The sequence below is a fragment of the SAR324 cluster bacterium genome (genome assembly GCA_015232315.1).
Lineage (GTDB): Bacteria > SAR324 > SAR324 > SAR324 > NAC60-12 > JADFZZ01.
Window position 1 is genome coordinate 95,794 of the sequence record JADFZZ010000005.1, and the last position, 23,405, is coordinate 119,198.

At 44.6% G+C, this 23,405-nt stretch carries 21 protein-coding genes; 6 read left to right on the forward strand and 15 right to left on the reverse strand.

The annotated features are described in order from the left end of the window. Positions 1-2: 2 nt before the first annotated feature. Together typA and HQM11_06065 are read right to left on the reverse strand one after the other, a co-directional pair. Positions 3-1,835 (reverse strand): translational GTPase TypA, encoded by a 1,833-nt coding sequence (gene typA / locus HQM11_06060; protein MBF0350575.1) that lies wholly within the window; start codon positions 1,833-1,835, stop codon positions 3-5. A 323-nt stretch (positions 1,836-2,158) separates the two neighbouring features. Next, on the reverse strand, positions 2,159-4,570 hold the full coding sequence (locus HQM11_06065; GenBank protein MBF0350576.1) for a cytochrome c3 family protein: 2,412 nt from the start codon (positions 4,568-4,570) through the stop codon (positions 2,159-2,161). A 490-nt stretch (positions 4,571-5,060) separates the two neighbouring features. On the opposite strand from HQM11_06065, the gene HQM11_06070 reads away from it, so the two are divergent. Further along, complete coding sequence (locus tag HQM11_06070) at positions 5,061-7,886, forward strand: cytochrome b/b6 domain-containing protein (GenBank protein MBF0350577.1); 2,826 nt, start codon at positions 5,061-5,063, stop codon at positions 7,884-7,886. 196 nt (positions 7,887-8,082) lie between these two features. Here HQM11_06070 and HQM11_06075 read toward each other — a convergent pair whose 3' ends face one another. The 4 genes from HQM11_06075 to rplU are packed head-to-tail and all read right to left on the reverse strand — an operon-like array spanning position 8,083 to position 11,083. Next, positions 8,083-9,519 (reverse strand): adenylosuccinate lyase, encoded by a 1,437-nt coding sequence (locus tag HQM11_06075; GenBank protein MBF0350578.1) that lies wholly within the window; start codon positions 9,517-9,519, stop codon positions 8,083-8,085. Positions 9,520-9,521: 2 nt separating this feature from the next. Further along, positions 9,522-10,490 carry a tryptophan--tRNA ligase gene (gene trpS, locus HQM11_06080; GenBank protein MBF0350579.1) on the reverse strand — a complete coding sequence of 323 codons (969 nt, stop codon included), beginning with the start codon at positions 10,488-10,490 and terminating at the stop codon, positions 9,522-9,524. After that, on the reverse strand, positions 10,490-10,747 hold the full coding sequence (gene rpmA / locus HQM11_06085; protein MBF0350580.1) for a 50S ribosomal protein L27: 258 nt from the start codon (positions 10,745-10,747) through the stop codon (positions 10,490-10,492). The genes trpS and rpmA overlap by 1 nt, the downstream gene beginning before the upstream one ends. A gap of 24 nt (positions 10,748-10,771) precedes the next feature. After that, complete coding sequence (rplU, locus tag HQM11_06090) at positions 10,772-11,083, reverse strand: 50S ribosomal protein L21 (protein MBF0350581.1); 312 nt, start codon at positions 11,081-11,083, stop codon at positions 10,772-10,774. A gap of 154 nt (positions 11,084-11,237) precedes the next feature. Here rplU and cmoB point away from each other — a divergent pair, with 154 nt between their 5' ends. From cmoB to HQM11_06110, 4 genes are all read left to right on the forward strand, one after another. After that, positions 11,238-12,236 (forward strand): tRNA 5-methoxyuridine(34)/uridine 5-oxyacetic acid(34) synthase CmoB, encoded by a 999-nt coding sequence (gene cmoB, locus HQM11_06095; GenBank protein ID MBF0350582.1) that lies wholly within the window; start codon positions 11,238-11,240, stop codon positions 12,234-12,236. Positions 12,237-12,478: 242 nt separating this feature from the next. Next, the gene (locus tag HQM11_06100; GenBank protein ID MBF0350583.1) at positions 12,479-13,600 is read left to right on the forward strand and encodes a M20 family metallopeptidase; all 1,122 of its coding nucleotides are present in this window, start codon (positions 12,479-12,481) and stop codon (positions 13,598-13,600) included. A 130-nt stretch (positions 13,601-13,730) separates the two neighbouring features. Next, positions 13,731-14,858 carry an ATP-binding protein gene (locus HQM11_06105; protein ID MBF0350584.1) on the forward strand — a complete coding sequence of 376 codons (1,128 nt, stop codon included), beginning with the start codon at positions 13,731-13,733 and terminating at the stop codon, positions 14,856-14,858. 110 nt (positions 14,859-14,968) lie between these two features. Further along, positions 14,969-15,223: a SemiSWEET transporter gene (locus HQM11_06110; protein ID MBF0350585.1), complete on the forward strand. Its 255-nt coding sequence runs from the start codon at positions 14,969-14,971 to the stop codon at positions 15,221-15,223. A 3-nt stretch (positions 15,224-15,226) separates the two neighbouring features. Here HQM11_06110 and HQM11_06115 read toward each other — a convergent pair whose 3' ends face one another. After that, positions 15,227-15,460, reverse strand: coding sequence for an RND transporter (locus HQM11_06115; GenBank protein MBF0350586.1), 234 nt, complete (start codon positions 15,458-15,460; stop codon positions 15,227-15,229). A gap of 15 nt (positions 15,461-15,475) precedes the next feature. On the opposite strand from HQM11_06115, the gene HQM11_06120 reads away from it, so the two are divergent. Next, positions 15,476-16,012, forward strand: coding sequence for an NUDIX domain-containing protein (locus tag HQM11_06120; protein MBF0350587.1), 537 nt, complete (start codon positions 15,476-15,478; stop codon positions 16,010-16,012). Between the two features lie 2 nt (positions 16,013-16,014). Here the strand turns inward: HQM11_06120 and HQM11_06125 are convergent, their stop codons facing one another. The 8 genes from HQM11_06125 to HQM11_06160 form a co-directional block, all read right to left on the reverse strand. After that, positions 16,015-16,311 (reverse strand): hypothetical protein, encoded by a 297-nt coding sequence (locus HQM11_06125; protein MBF0350588.1) that lies wholly within the window; start codon positions 16,309-16,311, stop codon positions 16,015-16,017. Between the two features lie 151 nt (positions 16,312-16,462). Continuing rightward, positions 16,463-17,305, reverse strand: coding sequence for an SDR family oxidoreductase (locus HQM11_06130; GenBank protein MBF0350589.1), 843 nt, complete (start codon positions 17,303-17,305; stop codon positions 16,463-16,465). A gap of 60 nt (positions 17,306-17,365) precedes the next feature. Then, positions 17,366-17,824 carry a hypothetical protein gene (locus HQM11_06135; GenBank protein ID MBF0350590.1) on the reverse strand — a complete coding sequence of 153 codons (459 nt, stop codon included), beginning with the start codon at positions 17,822-17,824 and terminating at the stop codon, positions 17,366-17,368. 23 nt (positions 17,825-17,847) lie between these two features. Next, entirely contained in the window at positions 17,848-18,819 is a 972-nt protein-coding gene (locus tag HQM11_06140; protein MBF0350591.1) for a tail fiber protein, read from the reverse strand. Positions 18,820-18,851: 32 nt separating this feature from the next. Further along, complete coding sequence (locus HQM11_06145) at positions 18,852-19,199, reverse strand: GFA family protein (protein MBF0350592.1); 348 nt, start codon at positions 19,197-19,199, stop codon at positions 18,852-18,854. A 32-nt stretch (positions 19,200-19,231) separates the two neighbouring features. Then, the gene (locus HQM11_06150) at positions 19,232-20,023 is read right to left on the reverse strand and encodes a 1-acyl-sn-glycerol-3-phosphate acyltransferase (protein ID MBF0350593.1); all 792 of its coding nucleotides are present in this window, start codon (positions 20,021-20,023) and stop codon (positions 19,232-19,234) included. A gap of 14 nt (positions 20,024-20,037) precedes the next feature. Next, positions 20,038-21,006: a chemotaxis protein CheX gene (locus HQM11_06155; GenBank protein MBF0350594.1), complete on the reverse strand. Its 969-nt coding sequence runs from the start codon at positions 21,004-21,006 to the stop codon at positions 20,038-20,040. A gap of 105 nt (positions 21,007-21,111) precedes the next feature. Further along, on the reverse strand, positions 21,112-23,403 hold the full coding sequence (locus HQM11_06160; protein MBF0350595.1) for a response regulator: 2,292 nt from the start codon (positions 23,401-23,403) through the stop codon (positions 21,112-21,114). Positions 23,404-23,405 lie beyond the last annotated feature (2 nt).

The following is a 23,405-nucleotide window of genomic DNA, read 5'->3' on the forward strand; positions in this document are numbered from 1 at the left end:
GGTCAGTCTGTCGCTTTTTTCATTCGGGCTGCCGCACTTTGCCGCTCCGTAATAGGAAGAATCCTCTTCCGTAGACGAATGTTTTTAGGCGTGACTTCAACCATTTCGTCTTCCTTGATGAATTCAATCGCCCATTCCAGCGTTATGGGCAGCACAGGGGTCAGAATCACATGTTCATCTTTTCCAGTGGCTCGCATGTTGGTGAGTTTTTTGCCTTTGCAAGGATTGACATTCAAATCTGAATCGCGGTTATGCTCTCCAATAATCATGCCCTCATACACAAGCTCACCCGGTGTCACAAACAGAATTCCCCGTGGCTCCAGATTGAATAACGCATAGGCAATCGCCTCGCCCTGACGGTCTGAAATGATAGAGCCAGCAATCCTGGTGGTAAAATTCCCTCGAAATGGTTCATATCCGACAAACATGGTATTCAACAAGCCAGTACCTCGGGTATCTGTCAGAAATTCATTTCTAAATCCAATCAATCCTCTGGCGGGAATATTAAACTGAGCCCGGATGCGTCCTGTGCCATGATTGACCAGATTTACCATGCGTCCTTTGCGGAAAGCCAATTTTTCGGTAATAACCCCGAGATAGGCATCATCACAATCAATATATACTTCTTCAATAGGCTCTAGTATTTGTCCATTTTCTTTTCGATAAATCACCTCAGGACGTCCGACAGTCAGTTCATAACCTTCACGACGCATGGTTTCGATCAGAATAGCCATTTGCAGTTCACCACGCCCTTTTACCAGAAAGGCTTCCGCGTTTTCCGTTTCTTCAATTTCCAGTGACACATTCTTGAGGGTTTCTTTATGAAGTCGATCCCTGATGCGGGTGATTTGGGTATATTTGCCTTCACGACCTGCAAATGGCGACGTATTGATGGTAAACCTCATGGAAACAGTTGGCTTGTCAACTGTGATTCGTGGCAACGCTTTTGGTTGTTCTGCCGTACAAACGGTGTCGCCGATATGAATATCTTCAATCCCGGATAAAATTAAAATGTCTCCAGGTTGAACGTCTTCGACCTCAGCCATTTTAATACCTTCATATGTTTGTAATTTCGACACTCTCAAAGAGATCTGTTTTTTTTCTGAAATGCACACCATGGATTCATTTTTATGGATGTGTCCATTGATTACCCGACCGATAGCCAATCGGCCCAAATATTCAGAATAACCCAAATCGGATACCAACATCTGGAATGGTGCCTCTGAATCATAGGAGGGCGGAGGAATCCTCTGGCAAATGGTTTCAAAGAGCGGGATCAAATTATTTGAGTCATCTTCCATCCGGTGTTTGGCCATGCCATCGCGTCCTATGGCATAGAGGACAGGGAAATCAATCTGATCTTCACGTGCATCGAGATCAATAAACAAATCATAAACTTCATCCAGGACTTCCTGAATTCTGGCATCTTTCCGATCAACCTTATTTATGATCGTGATCAGACTCAAATTGAGTTCCAAGGCTTTTTTCAGAACAAATCGAGTCTGGGGTAACGGTCCTTCTGAAGCATCAACCAACAAAATAGCGCCGTCTACCATACGGAGAGCACGTTCCACTTCTCCACCGAAATCCGCATGCCCGGGAGTATCCAGAATATTGATTTTAATATCATTCCACCAGACCGAACAGTTCTTTGCGGAAATAGTAATGCCCCGTTCCCGTTCCAGATCCATATTATCCATCACACGTTCATTGACTTCCTGGTTGTCTCGAAAGGTACCACTTTGTTTGAATATCTGGTCGACCAGTGTGGTTTTTCCATGGTCTACGTGGGCAATGATTGCGATATTTCTTAATTTTTCATTTCGGGTGATCATATATCCTTAGCTTTAAGTTTTGGAAAAAACGTATGTATCTTGGCCAAATTATTCTGAAACATTCCAGTTGAGACCAGTTTTCACAAACGTGCAGGCGCATCATATGACCAAAGGCAAATCATCGTCAAGGCCACATCCCTGTAAAATCATGAATTATCGATTCTGAAGCATAAAATTGAGGGAGGAAATGAGAATACTCTGGAGCAAAATTTTGAGACACTGAACAGGATGGTAAGAAGAAAAATCGGGGTAAAACGACACTGAATTACTGAACCGGCACCAACAAGACTTCATCGTTGCTGGTGCCGTCACCTATCTGCCAATTAGGCTGTCAGATGCTGTTCTATCCAGTCTTTCAGATTCTGGTCCTTCTCCAGTTCTTTCTGCAGAAGTTCCGCCAGGGATTGATGCTGTTCATTCATGCTGTTGATGAATGATTGCGTCAAATAGGAAAGTTGCTTTTCATCAATCTTTCCTTGTGAATATTGGACGGCTTCCAGGATCATCAGACGAAAATGCTTGGTATGATGATGTTTGTAATGCTCAAGCGACATCTGCCCATCCACCATAGTGAAACTAACTGGATATTCCTTGGGATGCAGCATGACAAAAAAGAAATGCCACACCACAATGGCCAGTGTTGCCAGAATCGCTTCATAGAAATGAACAATTTCGCTGATTTTTATGACCCATGAATAGGGAATCCATTGGCTGAACAAGGTCGGATTCCACAGAATGATACCGGTCAATCCCATGATCATCGTTCCCCAAATGAGTGCCCAATATTCTGCTTTTTCCATATAATCAAAGTTGCCATACTCCGGCGGTTTCTTTTTCAAATGCAAGTAATACAACATATTATTCAGAAAATCGGTCATATCACTCACAAGGGGGAGCAACTGACGAAGTCCTTGTCTTCCGCGTGGTGTAAACAGCATATAAGCAATATGGTAAAATCCCAGCAAGAGCATGACGACACCCGCAATGCGGTGTACCTCCTTGCGAATCGGTTCAGCCAACCCAAACCATTGAAAGATCCAGTTTTCTGGAAATTTCAGTGTAAACCCGGTGAAGACCAGGACAAAGAAAGACAGCACCAGGAGCAGATGCTGAATAATTTCATTTCGATTAAAACGGGCAATTCTAATTTTGAGTTTGTCCCGTTTGCGTTTTTCTCTGATTTCATGAATAAAAATAATCATATTGTGCAACAGCATCCCGCCAATGACCACAAAGATCATCGAAACATAGAGTTGCCTCACCCAGTATTCAAGTGTCTCCGAGGCCGGTGATTCAGTTTTGTGAGAATAATTTCTGGAAAATTCCACGGTGGCGTCCTTGTGGCAATTTTGACATGTCTGCGTGACATTCATAGGACTGACACTGGAATCCTTATGCTCTTTGGGTAAAATTTTATGTGGATTGTGGCAATCAATACAATAAGCCGCGGATTTGTCGCCTCGTGTTGTGGCCAAGCCATGGTAACTGTCCTGATATTGAACAGCGGTACTGTTGAGCCCATATCTTGACAACAGTTGCGGATTTTTATGACAGTTGATACAGGTCTCTTCCTGAATTTTTTTCACTTCCGCCCCTCGTGAAGCGGTATTGAGTTCCTGTATCTCGTGCTCATTGTGGCAATCATTACAGACTGGAGCATGACGGTCTCCTTTTTTTGCTCTGATCCAGTGAATCGAGGCCTGATACTCTTCCGTAATTTTCTGATGACATTCCCCGCAAGTATCGGGAACATTAACGCTGGCAATTGAAGAACCTGGTTGAACGCGGTTTTTGATATCATGGACACCATGACATTTCACACAGGTAGGTGCTTTCAACTCGCCTTTGTCATTCAGATCCGCTTTTGCCATCAACATGCCGTGGATCGATTGGTCATAGTTTTTACAGCATGCTTTGGACAGCGAATAGCGTTGAATGATAGCGGGATCCTCATGGCATTTGCTGCAAGTCCGGGCAAGATGATTTGGCGAAACAGGGCTTTCAGGATTCTTTACATCCAGAATTTTATGGACACCATGGCAACTGGTGCAGAGAGCAGCATCACCGATGCCCTCCATCAATGAAATTCCATGAACACTGTCTTTATGTTCCAGCGCGGCATTTTTGTGGCACATATCACAGTTGGATTTTTGTAAAAAGGTCAGATCCTTTTCATGTTCCTTCAGATTTTCAGTGATATAGATATGACAATCCACACAGGCTAATTTACTGTGTGGTGTATCTGCCAACTCGGCATGATAATCCTTTTTGTCATGGCACTCAGTACATTTCTCATCAGGAATATAGGGCAACGAATGATAGTTCTGCGTCAACATCATATTCTCGTGACAGGACGAGCAGTAATTCTCGAAATGATCCTCTACCTCTTCGTTGAGCTCAATGTCATGTGCGTTATGGCACGTAGCGCAGTTAGGAATATCTTCATCCGTAAAAGAAGCCATGCGCCGATGAATGTCAGTCTGGGTTTGTGTCACCTCATCTTCATGACATTCCTCACAATTCGCAGGTTCCAGAGGGGTATCTTCATCGTGGTCCGTGTCACCATCCAAGTGACATTCCAGACAAGCAACATCTTCATGAACCGCCGAAATCTTCTCAATTTTTTCATGACATTCCATGCATTTATGAGATTCCCCCTTCAGATCTTCTGCCCAAAGGACGGCTGGAGACAAACACAAAAACACAAACAGGATCACAAAATTTTTCTTGGACACAAAACTTCTCAGCGGATGTTAGAACCTATAAAATACGATAAACAGGATTTCAGGACCGGAAATAACAAAACAGAAGGGGAAGAGCAAGAGTTGTATTTGGCGCAGATGGATCGTTGCGATCTCTATGCTTTATCTTCGTAGGCCTGCTGCTATGTAGAGAAAAGGTCGGATTATTATTATCTTGATATGTCACCTATTCCCTAATAGGTGAGCCTCACCTTCATTTATCACTTATCATCTGTAGCTCTTTATTACTCGACAGTGGTAAGTTCTCAGCTTTCCGTTCTCAGTTTTTTGAAATGATTGAAATTATTATGATTTTTATATAAGTCTAAAAGTTTCTTTGAAAGTTTGATGTTTAGGAAATTTTTAATTTCAATGACTTACAAAAAGCTGAAGGCTGATAACTGAAAATTTACAACTCTTGAGTTTATTAGCAAGTCCTGAAAAAAGGCCATTCCTTTTAAATTGACTCAAATTATACAAAAATATGAAATACTGTAAATTTATTGTAAGTGTTGGAATTATACTGTTGATGCTGTCATCAACGGTGTGGGCTTCAGACAACCAGGTCTGCCTTGACTGTCATGAAGGTGATGACTCCGATGTTTTTCTCCTGCCCTTTGAACGACCTGCCGCGGCGGCAATGAACAAAGAGAAGACCGATGATGAAGAAGCACCTGAAATTATTCTCTCAAAATTCACCGAATCGGTTCATGGCAAAAAACAATGTATCGATTGCCATACAGACGCCACCGAAGATCATGAGGAAAATGATGAACCGCTGAAAAAAGTGGATTGTGCGGAATGTCATAAAAAAGAACTGGTAAAATTTAAAGAGAGTGTTCATGGCGAAGCGGCACTCAAACGCAAAGATCGATTCGCACCAACCTGTTATTCTTGTCACGGAAATCATTACACCCTTCCCAGCACCTCTCCACGATCATCAACCTATGTCATGAACATTCCAGCGACGTGTGGAAACTGTCACAAGGAAGGGACTCCCATGACAGAATCGCATGAGTTTGAACAAAGCAACGTGTTCGAAAATTACTCCATGTCACTTCATGGGACGGGATTGTTCAAACGTGGATTAACGATTACAGCGGTTTGTACCAATTGTCATGGCACCCATGACATCATGAATCACAAGGATCCCAAATCGAAAATCGGTAAAAAGAACATTGTCGCGACCTGCCTGCAATGTCATGGACAGATTGAAAAGGTTCACGACAAGATTATTAAGGGACAACTATGGGAACATGAACCTGGCAAAATTCCAGTGTGTGTGGAGTGCCATTCGCCTCACAAAGTCCGTAATGTTGTCTATGAAGATCCCATTACTGATAAAACATGTCTGTCCTGTCACTCCGATCCTAACCTTCAAATGACTAGAAGTGGTCGGACTATATCTCTGTATACCGATGAATCCCAGTTAAAGAAATCCGTCCATTTCGAGCAGTCGTGTGTGAAGTGCCATTTCGATGTCAATCCTGCCCGTGATCCGGTCTGCAAAGAATCAAAATCTGTGGATTGTTCCGTTTGTCATGCTGAACCTGTGAAGAATTATTCTGAAGGAATTCACGGAAAGCTTTTGGCAGATAAGGATAAGGATGCCCCCTATTGTACCGACTGTCATGGTACTCATGGGGTTCTATCGAAACATAACCCGAATTCACCCACTTTTCCCGAGAAGGTTCCTGAATTATGTGGTGGATGTCATAAGATGGGACAAAAGGCCGCTAATAGAAATCATTCCACTGAGACAGATATACTTGGAAACTACACGGCCAGTATTCACGGAAAGGGATTGTTTGAAAGCGGGCTGCTCGTAACAGCTACGTGTCAGAGTTGTCATACTTCCCACAAAGAACTTCCGGCGGATGATCCTCAATCGACGGTTAATCCGAAAAACGTGGCTGCAACTTGCGCGAATTGCCATTACAGAATCAATGAACGACTCAAGGATAGTGTGCATAGTCCGGATGTCACTAAAACAGACGCCCAATTGCCTACCTGCAATGACTGTCACTCTTCACATACGATCAAGCGAACGAATCTTGATGATTTCAGGCTTGGAATCATGAATGAATGTGGTCAGTGTCATGAAGCTCTGACAAAGAGTTATCTGGAATCTTATCATGGCAAAGTTTCAAAACTGGGAATCGGGAGAGCCGCCAAATGTAATGATTGTCACGGTTCCCATAACATGTATCCGAAGTCAGATCCGCGTTCAACGCTTCATCGTGATAATATCGTGGTAACTTGTCAGAAATGTCATCCACACGCTAACGAAAATTTTGCCAGTTATCTCCCTCACGCAACCCATGATGATAAGGAAAAACATCCGGAACTCTATTATTCCTATTGGTTTATGACGATTCTTCTGGGTGGAACAATGATCTTCTTTGGTCTCCATACCTTGCTTTGGGGAATTCGGTCAGTAATTCATGGCGCAACACATCGTCGAAGAAAAGAAGACCACGATCCAAAAATGAAAGGGAAATTCGTTCGTAGATTCAAACCAATACAAATGGTGCTGCATTTATTAATAATCATCAGTTTCCTGAGTCTCGCAGTCACAGGAATGACGTTGAAATTTTATGATATCCCGTTTTTCGCAAGTATATCACACATGCTTGGCGGACCAATTACGACTGGGATCATTCACAGAATCGGAGCCTTCATCACTCTGATCTACGCGGCTATCCATCTGTATATGATTATCAGAGGTTTTATTCGCCGTGAATTTACCGTGAAAGGTCTTCTCAAAGAGGAATACACGATGGTGCCGTTGATGCGTGACTTGCGAGAGATGAAAGCAAACATCCTCTGGTTCATTGGCCTCGGCAAGAAACCAGAGTTTGGGCATTGGACCTATTGGGAAAAATTTGATTACCTTGCCGTATTCTGGGGAATCGCCGTCATTGGTTCAACCGGTTTGGTATTGTGGTTTCCAGAAGTGGCAACCATCCTTCTTCCTGGCTGGATGATCAATGTCGCGACGATCATTCACAGTGATGAAGCGTTACTCGCCAGTGCGTTTATATTCACCATTCATTTCTTTAACTCCCATTTCCGACCAGGAAAATTCCCAATGGATCCTGTTATTTTTACAGGAGTTGTGCCTCTGGAAGAGTTTATAGAGGAACGTCCACGTGAATACCAACAAATGGTTGAAAAGGGTGAACTGGATAAAAATATCACTGGCTCATTGCCAAAATGGTATTTAAATATGGCCCATGTTGCGGGGCTTACGTTCCTGACAATCGGCATTGTTACGGTTATAGCTATTATCTATTCTTTGTTGCATTGATTGAGGGAAGAAATCCCGGTTTGACCGCAATGGCGTCGAACAGGCGATCTCCATGAAATAATATTCCAAGGAACGGCAAAAGAATAAGTTGTAAAAAGGTGCAGGCGAACAAAACGTTCGCCTCTACAGTATGGGCGTTGGCAGTGGTGAATCTTGAGTTCGTTCGACGCAATGGGATAGAATGTTGCGGAAACGTTCAAATGATAGGCTGTGGGGTATAATTGCGGGCGTGGGGGTATTGATTCATCAATTGTTCAACCTGATCAGCAAAGTGCATGACCTGTTGAGAAGAGGAAGCTACAAAATTCCGGGGATTATTCAAAATAGCCTGAATTTCACCCAGCGATAGCGGAAGTCGCGGGTCATTTGCCAGGCGTTCCGGCAAAGGATTATGCGTCATTTCACCGCGTCGCAGGGCATCAACCACCGCAATCGCGTTTTCTTTGATGGCTTCATGCGCTAATTCGCGTCCGCATCCTTTCTGCACGCAGGCCATCAAAATAGATGTTGTGGCCAGAAATGGCAAATGATAGGCCAGTTCCTGGGCAATGACCTGTTCATAAAAACCCATTTCCTTGAGAATGGTCATGAATGTTTCCAACTCTCCATCCATCGCAAACATGGCCCCGGGGAGCGCGACCCGACGTACCACAGAACAGGAAACATCGCCTTCGTTCCATTGATCGCCACTCAGCCCCATCAGCATGTTGACATAACCATTCAAAATACTGTGGAAACCATTGATGCGTTCAGAACTGCGTGAATTCATTTTATGCGGCATGGCGGAAGATCCCACCTGACCTTTCTGGAACCCTTCGGTAGCCAGACTTTGCCCGGCCATCAACCTGAGTGTTTTTGCAAAACTGGAAATTCCGCTACTGAGATGAAACAAACCGTGAACCGTTGCTTCATCCAGACTGCGTGGATAAACCTGCCCAACCGCGTTAAAACTGTTCTGAAATCCCAGATGCTTGCGAATATCCGATTCCAACTGGCGCAAGGCTGTTTCATTATCCTGAAGCAGAATGCGCTGGTCCAGTTGGGAACCCACCGCACCCTGGATGCCTCTTAACGGATACTGGGCCATCAGGCTTTCCAGTTGCCGAAAGGCCACCAGCATTTCCTCACCGAACATCGCCAGCCGTTTCCCCAGGGTGATGGGTTGAGCTGGTACATTGTGGGTGCGTCCCACCATCATCAGGTCACGGGTTTTCTTGCTCCACTCTGCCAGCATTCCCAACGCCGCAATATATTTGACACGGATAATTTCAAGAGACCGGAAAACCTGCAACTGCTCCACATTATCGGTCAAATCACGGCTCGTCATGCCTTTGTGAATGTGCTCATATCCCGCCAATTCACAAAATTCTTCAATCCGGGATTTGACATCATGCCGCAGAACTCGTTCTCGTTCGTTGATCCGGTCAATACGAATGTCATGCTTCACCCGTTCATAGGCCTCAATGGCTTCCTGTGGAATATCAATTCCCAACGATTTCTGAGCTTTCATCACCGCGATCCAGAGCTCCCGTTCCAGCAAAACACGACCTTCCTGTGACCAGATGTGGCACATTTGAGGACTGGCATAACGAGAAGCAAGAATATCAGGAATCACAGGTTTGGCAGAAGACATGGCTAAAACCCCACTCGATTGCGCGCCCGGTCAAGAACAATTCTGGCCACTTGACGTGCCTTGTCTCTTCCTTGTTCGAGAATACCGTCCAGACGCGACTGGTTGTTGATTAAATTGAAATAAATATCACGGGCCGGTCCCAACTCCCGATTGATGACTTCAAAACAAGCCTGTTTGGCTTCGCCGTATCCCATGTTGCCGTTGCGATAGCGTTGTGCGAGCGCTTCCTGTTCTGATTTATCAGCAAACAGTTTGAACAGGCCAAACACATTACAGGTTTCAGGATCTTTGGGTTCTTCGACTGATTTTGAATCGGTCACAATTTTCATGACCGTTTTCCGTAATTGTTTTTCTGTGGAAAACAGAGGAATCGTGTTGTCGTATGATTTGCTCATCTTGCGGCCATCCAGGCCGGGAATCGTGGCGACATTGTCTTCAATCAGCGGTTCAGGGATCACAAAGGTTTCGCCGAAAATATGATTGAAACGCAGGGCAATATCACGCGTGATTTCCAGATGCTGTTTCTGGTCTTTTCCCACAGGCACCAGTTGTGACTCATACAGAAGAATATCTGCGGCCATCAATACCGGATAAGAAAACAGGCCATGTGTTGCTTCTTTGTTGTTGGCAATCGAATCTTTATAGGCATGGGATCGTTCCAGCAACCCCATCGACGTCACACAAGACAGCAACCAGGTCAGTTCCGTCACTTCCGGCACATCCGACTGACGAAAAAGTACATGCGTGTCAATGTCCATTCCCAATGCGGTGAAAACCGCCACCAGTTCATAGGTGTGAGCCTTCATCTTGACTGGATCATGCAAACTTGTCAGCGCATGGTAATCTGCGATGAAATAAAAAGCTTCGTGGGATTGTTGGAGTTTGAGAGCGGGCTTGAGCATACCCAGGTAATTCCCCAGATGAGGATTACCTGTGGGTTTGATGCCCGTGAGCGCACGGTGACGTTTCATCAGGAGGCAGGAATGATGTTGATGAATTTGCGGTCATTTTGTTTACGGGTGAATTCTACCACACCGTCTGCCAGTGCAAACAAGGTAAAATCACGTCCGGTTCCTACATTTTTACCAGCATGGAACGTAGATCCCACCTGTCGAACAAGAATGGTTCCCGCTTTCACGGTTTGTCCTCCAAAACGTTTTATTCCACGGCGTTTGCCGGCGGTGTCGCGTCCGTTACGACTGCTTCCACCTGCTTTTTTATGAGCCATAACACCTCTATTTACTCGATTGAATTATGCTTGAATAGATTCAACTTTAACGATTGTTTTTTGCTGGCGATGTCCACCGTGTTTACGATATCTTTTACGGCGTCTTCGTTTAAAGATCCGTATTTTGTCGTCCTGTGTGTGTTCTACGATAGTTCCTTTAACAGACACGCCGTCCAACACTGGGTGTCCGACTTTAATGGCACCGCTGTCATTGAGCAGAAGAACCTGGTTGTTTTCATAGGCACTTCCCGGCTCGGCCTGAATTCTGTCCACTTCGACAGTTACTCCGGCTTCAACCTGAACCTGACGTCCCCCTGCATGAATAATTGCGTACATGATGTGACTCCTGAACCTTGAACAAAAGTAAGAAAAGGAGTTGATAAGATCAACTTACCTGATATGAGAAACCAAGCTTGATACACTGACAAACTGGACATGACAAGTTTTTTGTTCACTATTTTTTAAAGATGATTTTATGAAATTTTCCAGAATGAATTCCTTCCTGGCTCCCTTAAAAAATCCCGATGAAGATTATTTGCATCCCTGGATTTCCACGCTCGCTTATGAGCAGATCCAGCAGGTTCGCAAGGAACGGATACCGTGGCTCAAACGCAAAAGTTCTGAACTTTTTTCTGAAGCACTCGAAAGTCTGCCATCTCTTCAAACACAACATTTTTCCATGAATCAGGATGTGGTCACAATTGGACATTCAGCGGAACTTTCCGCCTATGAAAAGGATGTAGTGATTCAGGCGTTAAAAACAATGATGCCATGGAGAAAGGGGCCTTTTGAAATTTTTGGTACTTATATTGATTCAGAATGGCAGAGTTACCGTAAATGGAACAGGGTTTTACCCCATATTGGCGATTTGAAGGATAAAATCATTGCGGATATCGGCTGTAACAATGGCTATTACATGTTCCGTATGCTGGAACACCAGCCGAGGCTTGTGATAGGGATGGACCCCAACGCCCGGTATTGGTTCATGTTTCACCTTCTTCAGCACTTTGCCAGGCAGGACACCCTGCGTTTTGAATTGCTCGGAATTGAACACATGGGATTGTTCCCGGAATTTTTTGACGTTGTTTTTTGCATGGGGATTCTTTACCACCACCCAGACCCCATTGGCATGCTTCAGCGTATTTTGTCCTCACTCAAACCCGGAGGCCTTTTGATCGTTGAGTCACAGGGGATTCCTGGAACAGAAACCATCGCGCTGTTTCCTGAAAACCGTTACGCCAAGGTTCCCGGAACCTGGTTTGTTCCGACAGCTTCCTGCCTGAAAAACTGGATTCACCGGGCAGGATTTCGACATGTAGAACTGTTTGATCAGCACGACATGACTGCGGAAGAACAACGTAAAACCGAATGGGCGCCCTATGAAAGCCTGGAAGATTTTCTGGACCCGGAAAATCCCTTGCAAACGGTTGAAGGTTATCCGGCTCCACTGAGATTTTATGTCAAAGCCATAAAACCGATGCGGCCCTAAACCGATCTTCCTGAAAAAAGACCAATAGTTTTGGGCTTTGTCGGCTCAAAGCTCAAAGCGCTGAAAGAACTCTGAGATCATCACCATGCTTTTTTGTCACCCATTTGTAAAGACCACCTGATGAGGTATTGTCTCTTTGCACTTTTGTGTTAAAACTCTCATAAACAAATTCCGGTTCCTGACAGGCAACGTCAGAATAACGCAACATCTGGAATCTTCCGCCAACTTTTTCAATCAATTTTGTGCAATACAAGCCTCTTGATCTGACACAACAGTTGATACGGCTCAACACCATCAATCCTCCGGGCAAAGAGCGGGAATGCGCTCGCTTTCTGGGGGAGTTGCTGGGCAAGAATGGATTCCGCGTCAGGTATTATGAATATGAAGATTCCAGAACTTCTCTGGTCGCTTCTCTGGACGGAGAAGATGAAACTCCGCCGATTTGTTTTACCGGCCATCTGGACACGGTTCCTCTCGGAGAAAAAATCTGGCAGAAACATGCCTTGAGTGCTGAAACTGATGGTGACCGGGTCTTTGGACGCGGTACTACCGATATGAAAGGTGGCATAGCCGCCATGACTCTGGCCGCGTTACGACTTGCAAGGAACAAACAGCTCAGATCCGGCATGATGCTGGTATTCACCGCCAGTGAGGAAACAGGATGTGAAGGCGCTGACTATCTGGCAAACAAGCTTAGAGTGTTGGAAGAACCTGGAGCGATTGTGGTGGGCGAACCTACAGGTAATCTGCCGTTGATCGGTCACAAAGGCGGACTCTGGATTGAAGTCTGCGCTACCGGGGTGACAGCCCATGCGTCTATCCCACACCACGGGGTCAATGCCATCTATAAAGCCGCCGAAGCCATTCGTCAGCTCCAGCAATTTGATTTTGAGGTTCCAGCCCATCCGGTGCTTGGGGCGCCTACGCTGAATGTGGGTACGATCTCAGGGGGGCTCAATATGAACTCTGTGCCTGATCGGGCTACTTTGGGCATCGACATCCGGACTATTCCTGGGCAAACGCCGGAGAGTATTCTTGAAAAATTAAGAGCAACTCTGGGACCGGATATCATGATTCGGAAATTGCATCATGCCGATAGTATTTACACAGAACCTCAACAGGAATGGATGCAGTCCGTGTTTTCCATCATGAAAAACTATCTCCCTGCCGTTGATGAAACCAAAGCCGCGCCTTATGTGACAGATGCTTCCATTTTTAAACCCGCCCTGGCCTATCCTCCCACTGTGATTTTGGGACCGGGAGAAATTGAGATGGCCCACAAAACCGATGAATACTGCCATATCTCCAAAATTGAGATGGCTGTGGATGCCTATTTTGATATTCTTCGTGACTGGTGCCTCTAAGTCTCTGTCCCATAATGATAGCTTGAATTTATGACTATTCCGCGATACTTTCCGGAAAAGTCATGACTATTTCGGAATTTTTGTCGAAATAGTCACATCCACATTTCGTCCACTGTTTGGAACAATCATTATGGAAAGAGCACTGACGCCATATCTTAAAGAATACATGGACCGCAAAATCATTCTGTTAACGGGACCACGCCAATCCGGTAAAACCACCATTTCTAAAATGATCACTCCAGACTATGACTACTTGAACCATGACAATCATGAGCATCGATTGCTGATCCGTGAAAAGGCCTGGGATCGTAGCAAGGAACTGATCATCCTGGATGAACTGCACAAGATGAAAGATTGGAAAAGCTGGTTGAAGGGGATTTATGATACGGAAGGACTGACTCCCAAAATTCTGGTGACCGGTAGTGCTAAACTGGATACCTACCGAAAAATGGGAGATTCGTTGGCGGGACGTTATTTTCAATATCGTCTTCATCCCCTGGATATTCGGGAGATCAGTCAGATTGAAGGGAAGCAGGACCGAACCCTGACTCAGCAAATGATTCGCACGGGAGGTTTTCCTGAGCCCTTTCTTGAAGGCACTGAAACTTTTTACAATCGCTGGAAGCGATCCCATTCGGATATCATCCTGCGTCAGGATATGCTGGAACTGGAAAGTCTGCAAAATATCAGCACCATTGAAACCCTGATCCAGTTGTTGCGACAAAGGGTGGGGTCTCCTGTTTCATGGAATTCCCTGGCCAGAGATTTGGGGTGCAGTGACAAGTCTGTCAAAAAATGGGTCCAGATTCTGGAGGAAATGTATGTCATTTTTCAGATCCATCCCTTCCATCGCAATGTGGCGCGCGCATTGCTGAAATCACCCAAAATCTATTTTTATGATACCGGTCAGGTCTTGGGGGATTCTGGCAGTCAACTGGAAAATATGGTGGCATGTTCCCTGTTGAAGGAAATTCACTTCAGGCAGGACTGTTTAGGGCAGAACTACGATTTGAATTATGTACGCACAAAAAATGGACAGGAAATCGATTTTTTGATCACCCATGATGAAGAACCGGATACCCTGATTGAGGTCAAGTGGGCGGATGATCAACCTTCCCGACATTTTAAATTTTTCAGCCAATACCTTCCAATTCAGAGGCAGATTCAACTGGTTGAAGAATTGAACCGAGAAAAAACATATCCGGAAGGTCTTGAAATCCGCAAAGTCAACCACTGGTTGTCTGAAATGCCGTTTTAAAGAAGAGCTATGGTCATGAATTGCATTGGAGATCCGAGTTGCATGTTTCAATATTTGAGATCATATCGGCAGAAATGTGTAATTCATTTTAACTGAACCATGAGTGAACTATGGACTATATTAATGGTATTGGAATTGCGGCCGGAGTTTGTACGACAGTAGCCTTTGTGCCACAGGTTGTTCATGTGTGGAAGACGCGTTCCACACATGATATATCACTGGGAATGTTTGTTATTCTGTGTACCGGAATTGTTTTATGGCTGGTTTATGGTCTGCTGTTGATGGCCTGGCCCATCATTTGTGCGAATGGTATTACTTTGGTGCTGGCAGGGTGTATTTTATGGTTTAAATTGCGTTATGGCTGAACATCACAAGTTTTTCTGTTGCCAGGTCAGAAACAGCTTCATCAACAGTAAACTCCAGGGAAAGGCGTGAAAGAACAGATCAAACCAGTCGAGCGGTTTCACAAGTTCACCTCTGAACAGCATTTGTAATTTTTCCACAATATGTGGTGGAGTGAACGGAGCCAACCCAAGGGTCAGGCTGAAGATCACAAACATACTCAATGGAGTTTTGTTCATCCATTCCAAAAAATTTGCCATCATTAATACCTCTTTATGAAAAATTCTGAATCAAACTATCCTCAGTCTGTTTTGTGTTATTGTCCGCGTTGCGGAAGTTCATCCTTTGTATTTCAGAAGGATGATTCTTTCCTGTGCAATTCATGCCAGTTTCATTTTTATCCCGGCGCCTCCGCGGCTGTGGCGGCCATTATCCGGAACAACGAAGGAAAGATACTTTTCACGCTCAGGGCTAAAGATCCAGCCAAAGGAACTCTGGATCTACCCGGAGGATTTGTTTCGCTCATGGAAACCGCAGAAACGGCTTTATCCCGTGAGATCCTGGAGGAATTGCACCTCAAAGTGACACACCTTGATTATTTGGGGTCCTTTCCCAATCGATATCTCTTCAGCGGCATGATTTACTTTACCCTGGACCTTGTCTTTCTCTGTGAGGTTGAAGACTTGAAGCCACTTCAGGCGGCTGATGATGTGGCAGGAATCGTCTTTGAGGATCCACACCAATTATCCCTGGAACGTATCGGCCTGGAATCTATCAGAAATATTGTCAAATTTCTGAGCCAAACATCCTGATGTCATTCGTATTTTGAAATTTTTTGTTGCTCTGAACAAAAATAATAACCATCTGGAAGACGGCTGTAGTAGTGATTGACAGGCTGAGGCTCCCCATTCTTTCTGCTTCTCAGAACAATTTGGCGATTTTCTACCAGAAAATGTGTGACTGCCAATCGTTTGCACAGTAAATCAAGATCCACACTGATTTGTTTGTTATAGCCCTGATATATCAGGGGGTTTCCGGAGGATTCGCATCCTGCGGATATTCCTGCCAGCAAACAGATTACCACGACATATTTGATTATAGTCACTTTCATACCCTGACCATGAAAAGAAGTAAGTCCCATGAATATTTTGTGCGGTTGCACAAAATATATGGACAACACCCCCACAAGTCCAGTTCTCTTTGAAATGGTTGATCACTATTTTTTAGAAATTTTATCAACGGAAACAGCATGAAATGTGAAATTAATCCATGCTTTTGATCAGGGATTCACTGACGTCCCATAGCAATTTTGAGACATTGTCATTTTGTGACAATCGTCGAGGCGTCGCAACTTTTTTTCGTTTGAAATATTTTCCGCTCACACCGTCAACTTCTGGTGATGAAGCCAAATAAATCGATGTTTCCGCACCTTTTTCAGGGGTGATTAAGAAAGGGCCGGCAAGTTTAACCAGCCACTTGAATAGGCCTGATGTGTTGAGACCAAATCCTGTACGGATAACGCCAGGATGCAGGCAATTCACAGTAACCTCTGTCCCTTGCAGTCTTTTGGACAGTTCGTGGGTGAACAGTATATTGGCCAGTTTGGACCGGCCATAAGCCTCAAAATAGTTATAATATTTTTCACCCTGCAGATTGTCAAAATCCATGTTTCCCCGATGATGAGCCTCGGAGCTGACATTCACAATTCGGGCCGGAGCACTTTGTTTTAATAGATCCAACAGCAATGTAGTCAGCAGAAAATAGCCCATGTGGTTGGTGGCAAAGGTCATTTCCAGGCCATCTTCGGTCAATTGGCGTTCCGTCATGATCAGTCCGGCATTGTTGACCAGCAGATGCAGTTGGGAATGTTTTTGTTTGAACGATTCAACCATTTCTCTGATGGAACGCTGTGATGACAAATCTGCCAGCATCAACTCCACATCCTTGTTGCGACTCTGTCGGATGATCTCCAGTCGCGCCTGTTCGCCTTTTTCCGGGTTACGGCACACCATCACCAAATGTGCCCCCAGTTTGGCCAGTTCCAAGGCGGTGATTTGGCCGATACCAGAGCTGGCTCCGGTTACAATACAGATTTTTCCTTTCATGGATGTGTCCATAAATACTCCTGAGGGGTGGTAGGAAGTAGCCAGACTGCTGGCTTGAACTCAATTGTCTTCGTATAGTTCCCTGAGTTGATAAAACACCTGAATGGCCTCATTCAGCTCACGATCCAGTTTTTTCCATTCGTTGGAAGTGATTGTTTCGCCACCTTCACTCAGTTCATCCGTGACTTCAAGAAAGGCCCGGGAAATATCGCCAAATTCCTTGCCGGCCCGTATCATCAACCGGGCGGCATTCTCATGAGTCGCGTTCACTTCGGGTTTTCGGACCAGGATATAATTGAAATAGGTGGTAATCCATTCCAGTACCAACTGATTGTCCACTTTTTCCAGAATTTCAAAAAATGTCATTAATCCCAGTTTGTGCCGATCGTCAATCGGATTCAACTCTCCCATCAAGGTAGGATATGATTTATCCAGATAATCGGCGATGTTCTTGGGACCTGCGTCTTTTACCGCCTTATGAAGTAATGAGAATAATTCCTTTTGATCCTGATATTTCATAACGTTTTACTCAAATGATGATTTCAATACTTGATCAAATACACCACGTTGATGTTGAGCGGCCGGGTTTCATTGCCTCCACCTGTAATAGCGTCCGCCCAATTCCCCCACGTACCATCATAGCCTTTTTCGTCAGCTATGGGATTCAGCGCAATCCGTGTATGCGAACTAGCCCCTGTACCCGTTGTACCAAATGACAGAATCTTTTGCTTGACATAGACCGATTGTGGGGTCACAGCCTCTGGTTGCTTAGTGCCCACAACATCACCGGTGATCCCGTCCCCACGATCCGTGCGGGTCGCCCGGTCAGGATCCTTGGTCTGTCCGTCGGCCATGCCTCGCAAAAAATACCCTCGATAATCCGGTAAATTGAATGTAGTAGAACCATCACCGGAACCGTAAGTTGTGCCGATGGCAGTAAATAAATCCGCATAGGTCGTTCGACTGACAGCGCTACCTTCACAATAGAGCCAACCTGTGGGAGGTGTGGTGTTATGCCCAGGAACAGCGGATGGCATGATCAGGCCTGGAGGAAGACTTACATCTACTGCATGAACTTTTTTCCATTTGACACTGGAAGATCCTAATTCATAGGAATTGTCCGTAGCCGCAACGATATCCTGTGACTGGATTTTTCCCTGCATGTTGGAAGTGCCAACCACATCAAGTTTATACGCAGGTGATGTGGTACCGATACCCACGTTGCCGGACTTCACCTGAATCTGTGCCAGAAGCTCATTAATCGCGGTGAAGACAGCCGTGAAATTTGCATTGATTTTGGAAGAACTGATGACTGTTCCTGAGGTAAAACTATTCGCTGTGACACTGGTTGGTGTATCGGCATCGGTCCAGATTGCAAGAGTGAACGATGCTACCAGGATCCCGATGATGGTTGACGGAATATGGAAAAACCGTCTTGTTTTATGACTTTGTTCCAGATTGGAGAGTTTGGCCTCTAATTGTTCAAATTTGTTGGCAATTTCCCTGTTTTCCATAAATCCCCCTTTTTAGAAAATTCGTTAATCTCTTAGAAACTTCTCCCATCCACCGGAACCCGATTCAAGGTGGTAAGTTCAAGGCCTTCAAGACAACGGACATTGATGGCGGCAGTTTTGTTGCCTTTTTTGTCGGTTCCCAGCCCAAAGGGCGCACAGCCACATTTTGGACAGAACTGATGCTGGATCACATGTTTGTTGAAGGTGTAGGTGGACATGTCGCTTTCAGGTGTCATGATTTTGAGCTGATCCCGTGCGACAAACCACAGCAGATACCCTTTACGACTGCAATGAGAACAATTGCATTCCATGACTTTCTCAAAGTCGCCTTCTACCTCAAATACAATACCACCGCAGTGGCAACTTCCCTTGTGAGCCATCATACTCCTTGTATCAGACAGGTTTGTTTCATTTAGAAATAAGTCAGATGTCCCTGCAACAGTTTATGAAAAATTTTGTTGACCGGAGACTGATTGACAACGTTTTCACGGTAATGCTCGGCATCATCCACCAGTTTTTCAATCGTATGCTGAATGTCCAATGTTTTTTGTTGAATTTTTTCTTCTGTGTTCAATTCCTCCTGTGTCAGATGAATGGGTTTTCCGATCTTGAACACAATTTTTGTGGGGCGGAACACAGGAAGCTTGGGAATGAGCATGAAATCGAAAGTGGGGTCCACAGGTTTCATGATTTTTTCCACCAGCCATTTGTTGTGGGAGACAAACCAGGGAATGGATTGATCCACTCCATAAAATCCGATTGGGATGATGGGGACAGGATGTCCCTGAACCATTCGTAGAAATCCAGTATGAAAGTGATTGAAACGGTTTCTGACGTCTGTCGCGCCTACACCTTCCGGCATGATCAACACACTGTTCCCGGATTTCAGCAGATCAATACCGTTCTGGATTTTGGCGGGTTTGCATTGCAAGGCTCTGAACCACATTCCTGCCGGACCATTGGTAAACCCGGACCAGACGAGCGTTTTCAGTTTCTGGTCAGGATCAACAGTCAGCAGATACGATGCCCACAGATAAACCTCCAACCCGAAAAACGCGGTATGATTCATGACAAACATGCAATTGCTTTCAGCGCTATTGATCAGGTTTTCTTCACCGGTGACTTCCATCTGAAAATATTTGCGGGAAAATTCATGAAGGTATCGAGGCACACCAGCCTGAACCATTTTGTCCATGATCGACATAGTTCTCCTTAAAGTTAAAAAAAATCAATTTCACCAGCAAGTATTGAATCAATATCAATGGCTTCAGGTTCCTTGAATTCTTCAGGCGCCCAATGGAGATGAAACACAAATCGTTGATAAATAGAAATCGGCTCAAACTCATCTTTGGCATCATGGATCACATAACGGAAACAGAGTTGAGGGTTTTTGGAACCAAAAGAAATATATTTGCTTTCCTGATCCACAATGATGGGCACTTGTGACAACATCTGGCTGTAATCATGATCATGCGTAAAAAATTTTGATTTGAAGCGCCCCCAGATCATGTTGGTGACTTCTCCCAGCAAATTGTTCAGAATGGTCGAGCTGGTATCATTGGCTGGAAATGGAGTGCGTTCATTACGAATGAGTGAAGACAGTTTTTCTTTTTCGACTTGCAACAGCATGGACCCCCGACACCAATTGCTTTCAAGCGGAATCATGCTGAGAAGTTCGCCAAAAATCACACTGTCCTTGATGAGATAAGGCGCACAGGTAAATACTTCCACATCCTGAAACAGCATTTTCAAGGTTTCTTCAGAGATTTCTTCAATGCCTCGAATCAGTGCTTCCGGAAAAAAAATACTGAATAAATGTGTTTCAACCAGTTGCTTCAATTCCCCGGTGTCATTTCCTGAATAAAACGCGGATACGGCATTACGGGTTTTCGTATTGATCGCATCCAGCGTGTCAGCACCATTTTCATAAACGATGATCGGCAATTCAGGCCTGAGATTATGAATCAGTGTCAATGTGGCATAAAACACCTCCTGTTCTATGCCTATCGGCGATAACAGGAGCATACCGACATCCACATTGGATTTAACCACTTCAACAATGGTGGAAAAAGTTCGGACTTTCCATCCGGTCAAATTATTTTCTTCAAAAAAAGTTTTGAGTGGCTGGATATGAGTGGGATCATCATCAAAAAAGAGAATTTTTCCCCGGAGCATATTTTCTGACATAAGCAATCGCTGTAAGAAATTAACATTCAAGCATGAAGAAATCGGATTCAAGATGCGCCAAACAGCAAAATTTATATGAAATCCACGCTGTTCAAGGCATGAAAATTATCCAAAAAAGTAGTGAAAAGAAGTATGGCTGTCATTGCTGATTTTCGGGTCGACATTCAAGATCGCGATCACTTCTGTGCGGACCTGAGGTTTGACATTGATCACCATGAGATCTGACGAAACCATGATCTGGAACAGACCTCTGCCGGCACCACCTTTTTCTGTATTGAGCGATCCGGCTTTTCCCGCATAGCAGCTTTCCAGATAATCCAGAATCGTTTGCCGTGTCAAAGCGCCAAAGGGATCTTCAACAGAAATACCAATGAGAATGCCATCGCAGGCAAAACGGAATCTGGCATATTCAGCAGGTTTCAACTGGATTTGCTGGGTGCGGGGCAGGTGGTTATAGCGCATGCTTCCATCGGCATTGACCGGTGCGTCATAAACCGAATTCATGAGCAATTCTTCAGCAATCAGAACACATTTATCGGTAATACTCCGACGGATGCCCAATTGTTTGAGGTTGGCTTCCATCTGATTGGTAAGCTTGACACGTTCTTTGCTTCCGGTGATTTCAAATTCGCTGACATCCACGCCCCAACTTACATATTTTTCCAGGCCGAACAGATCGCCACTGATGAGTTTACTGACAGTTGTGATGATATTTTTGATGGTGAATGTTCGATCCGCATTATTTCTTGTGACGATATTGGAAAGAAAAGGATACTGTTTCAATATGGAAAGATAGACTGAAACATCTTCTGAGGTCATCAACAACGACAGTATTTCAGGGTCTTTTTTCATGGCAACGGGAATCAGATCCAGAAGCTCGGCATTGGTGCAAATGATATCATATTTTTGCTCATGAATCAGTTTTTCACCTTCTTCCATGCAAGACACAACATCCAGTTCCATGCCGGTGCCACGCAAGGCCATCTGTGCGAGAATCTGCTCCTTTTTATCAGATTCCGCAATCAACACCCGTTTGTTTCTAACCGCTTTCTCTGTCAGATATAAACTGTGAAAGGGCCGCAGGGACTCTTCCATTTCATACATTTGCCGCTGGATTTCGTGTCGAAGTTCCTGTGACTCTTGTGGTATCTGTTCGGACAGTGTGATGATATTCTGTTTCAGTGACGGGAACTGAATATCGCTCAATTTGTACATTTTCTGCAGAAATTGCTCTTTGGTCTGGTTCAGGTCTTCCAGTTTTCTATTGCTGGCAAGCAACTCCATATTCTGCTGTTCCAGACGTTGCCGGGAGACATTCAAATCCTGAGTTTTGGACAGAAGCGAGTCACTGATTTGTGCCTGAATATCAAGAGTCATTTTGAGGTCGATGGTTCGTTCATCAATAATCTTTTCAAGCAGAACCACAAAATTAATTTTTTCCAGTGACGTCGCCAGAGAATGAGCCAGCGTATGAATAAATTCTTCATCTTCCCTGGTCAGCGATACGTGTTCCTGAAAGTCAACAACAAGCAATCCCAGCAAAATCTGTTCATGCCAGATTTGCAGGCTGAAAGTTTTGTCAATGGCTTTGAACGAGCTTTGGGTGGCAATATTATCCGGTTCAGATAATCCGGACGGAGTGGTTTCTGTGAAAACATGCAGAATGTCTTTGATCGAATCCAGTTTGGGCAGAAAAATCTGTTTGTGATTCGGATATGTATTGAACTGAAAATAAGAATATCCCTGGTGTTTACGTGATTTTCTTCCCTGAAAATAAAGTCTGACATGATTTGCTGAAAATTGAGGAAGCCCCAATAAAATCGCATTGACCGCATTGACCATAGCATGGTACTTGTCATGGGCTTCAGCAATGTTTTTTGTGCCTTCCACCAGCAATTCCAGTCTGGTTTTGGCATGTTCAAGCTGATGGAGACTTGTTTGAAGCGCTGTTTGTGTACGAAAGAGTTTGTGGTGACTGACCTGAGCTTCCTGTTCCAGAAACTCGTTGTAGACCATCAGATAGGCACGATTGACATGCTCAAGGAGTTCTTCGGGATTTTTACCTTTTTCAACAAAGGCAAACGCACCCTGATTGAGGGAACTCATGGCAACTTCCAGCGAGGAGAAACCTGTATGGATTATAATGCGAATATTGGGGTTTTTCTGTTTGAGAATATTCAGAATATCCAGCCCTGTCATGTCAGGCAGACGAAGGTCCAGAATAACAAGCGTAATCTCATTGTCCTGACAGATTTGCAGGGCTTCTCCACCCGTGGTACAACTGATATGCTTGATGTTTTCCGTTTCGAGAACACCTGCCAGCGTGGTGATGTGCGCTGGATTATCATCCACAATCAACACTGGGTATCTGGCTTTGATTTCAGAAAGTCCACTCATAT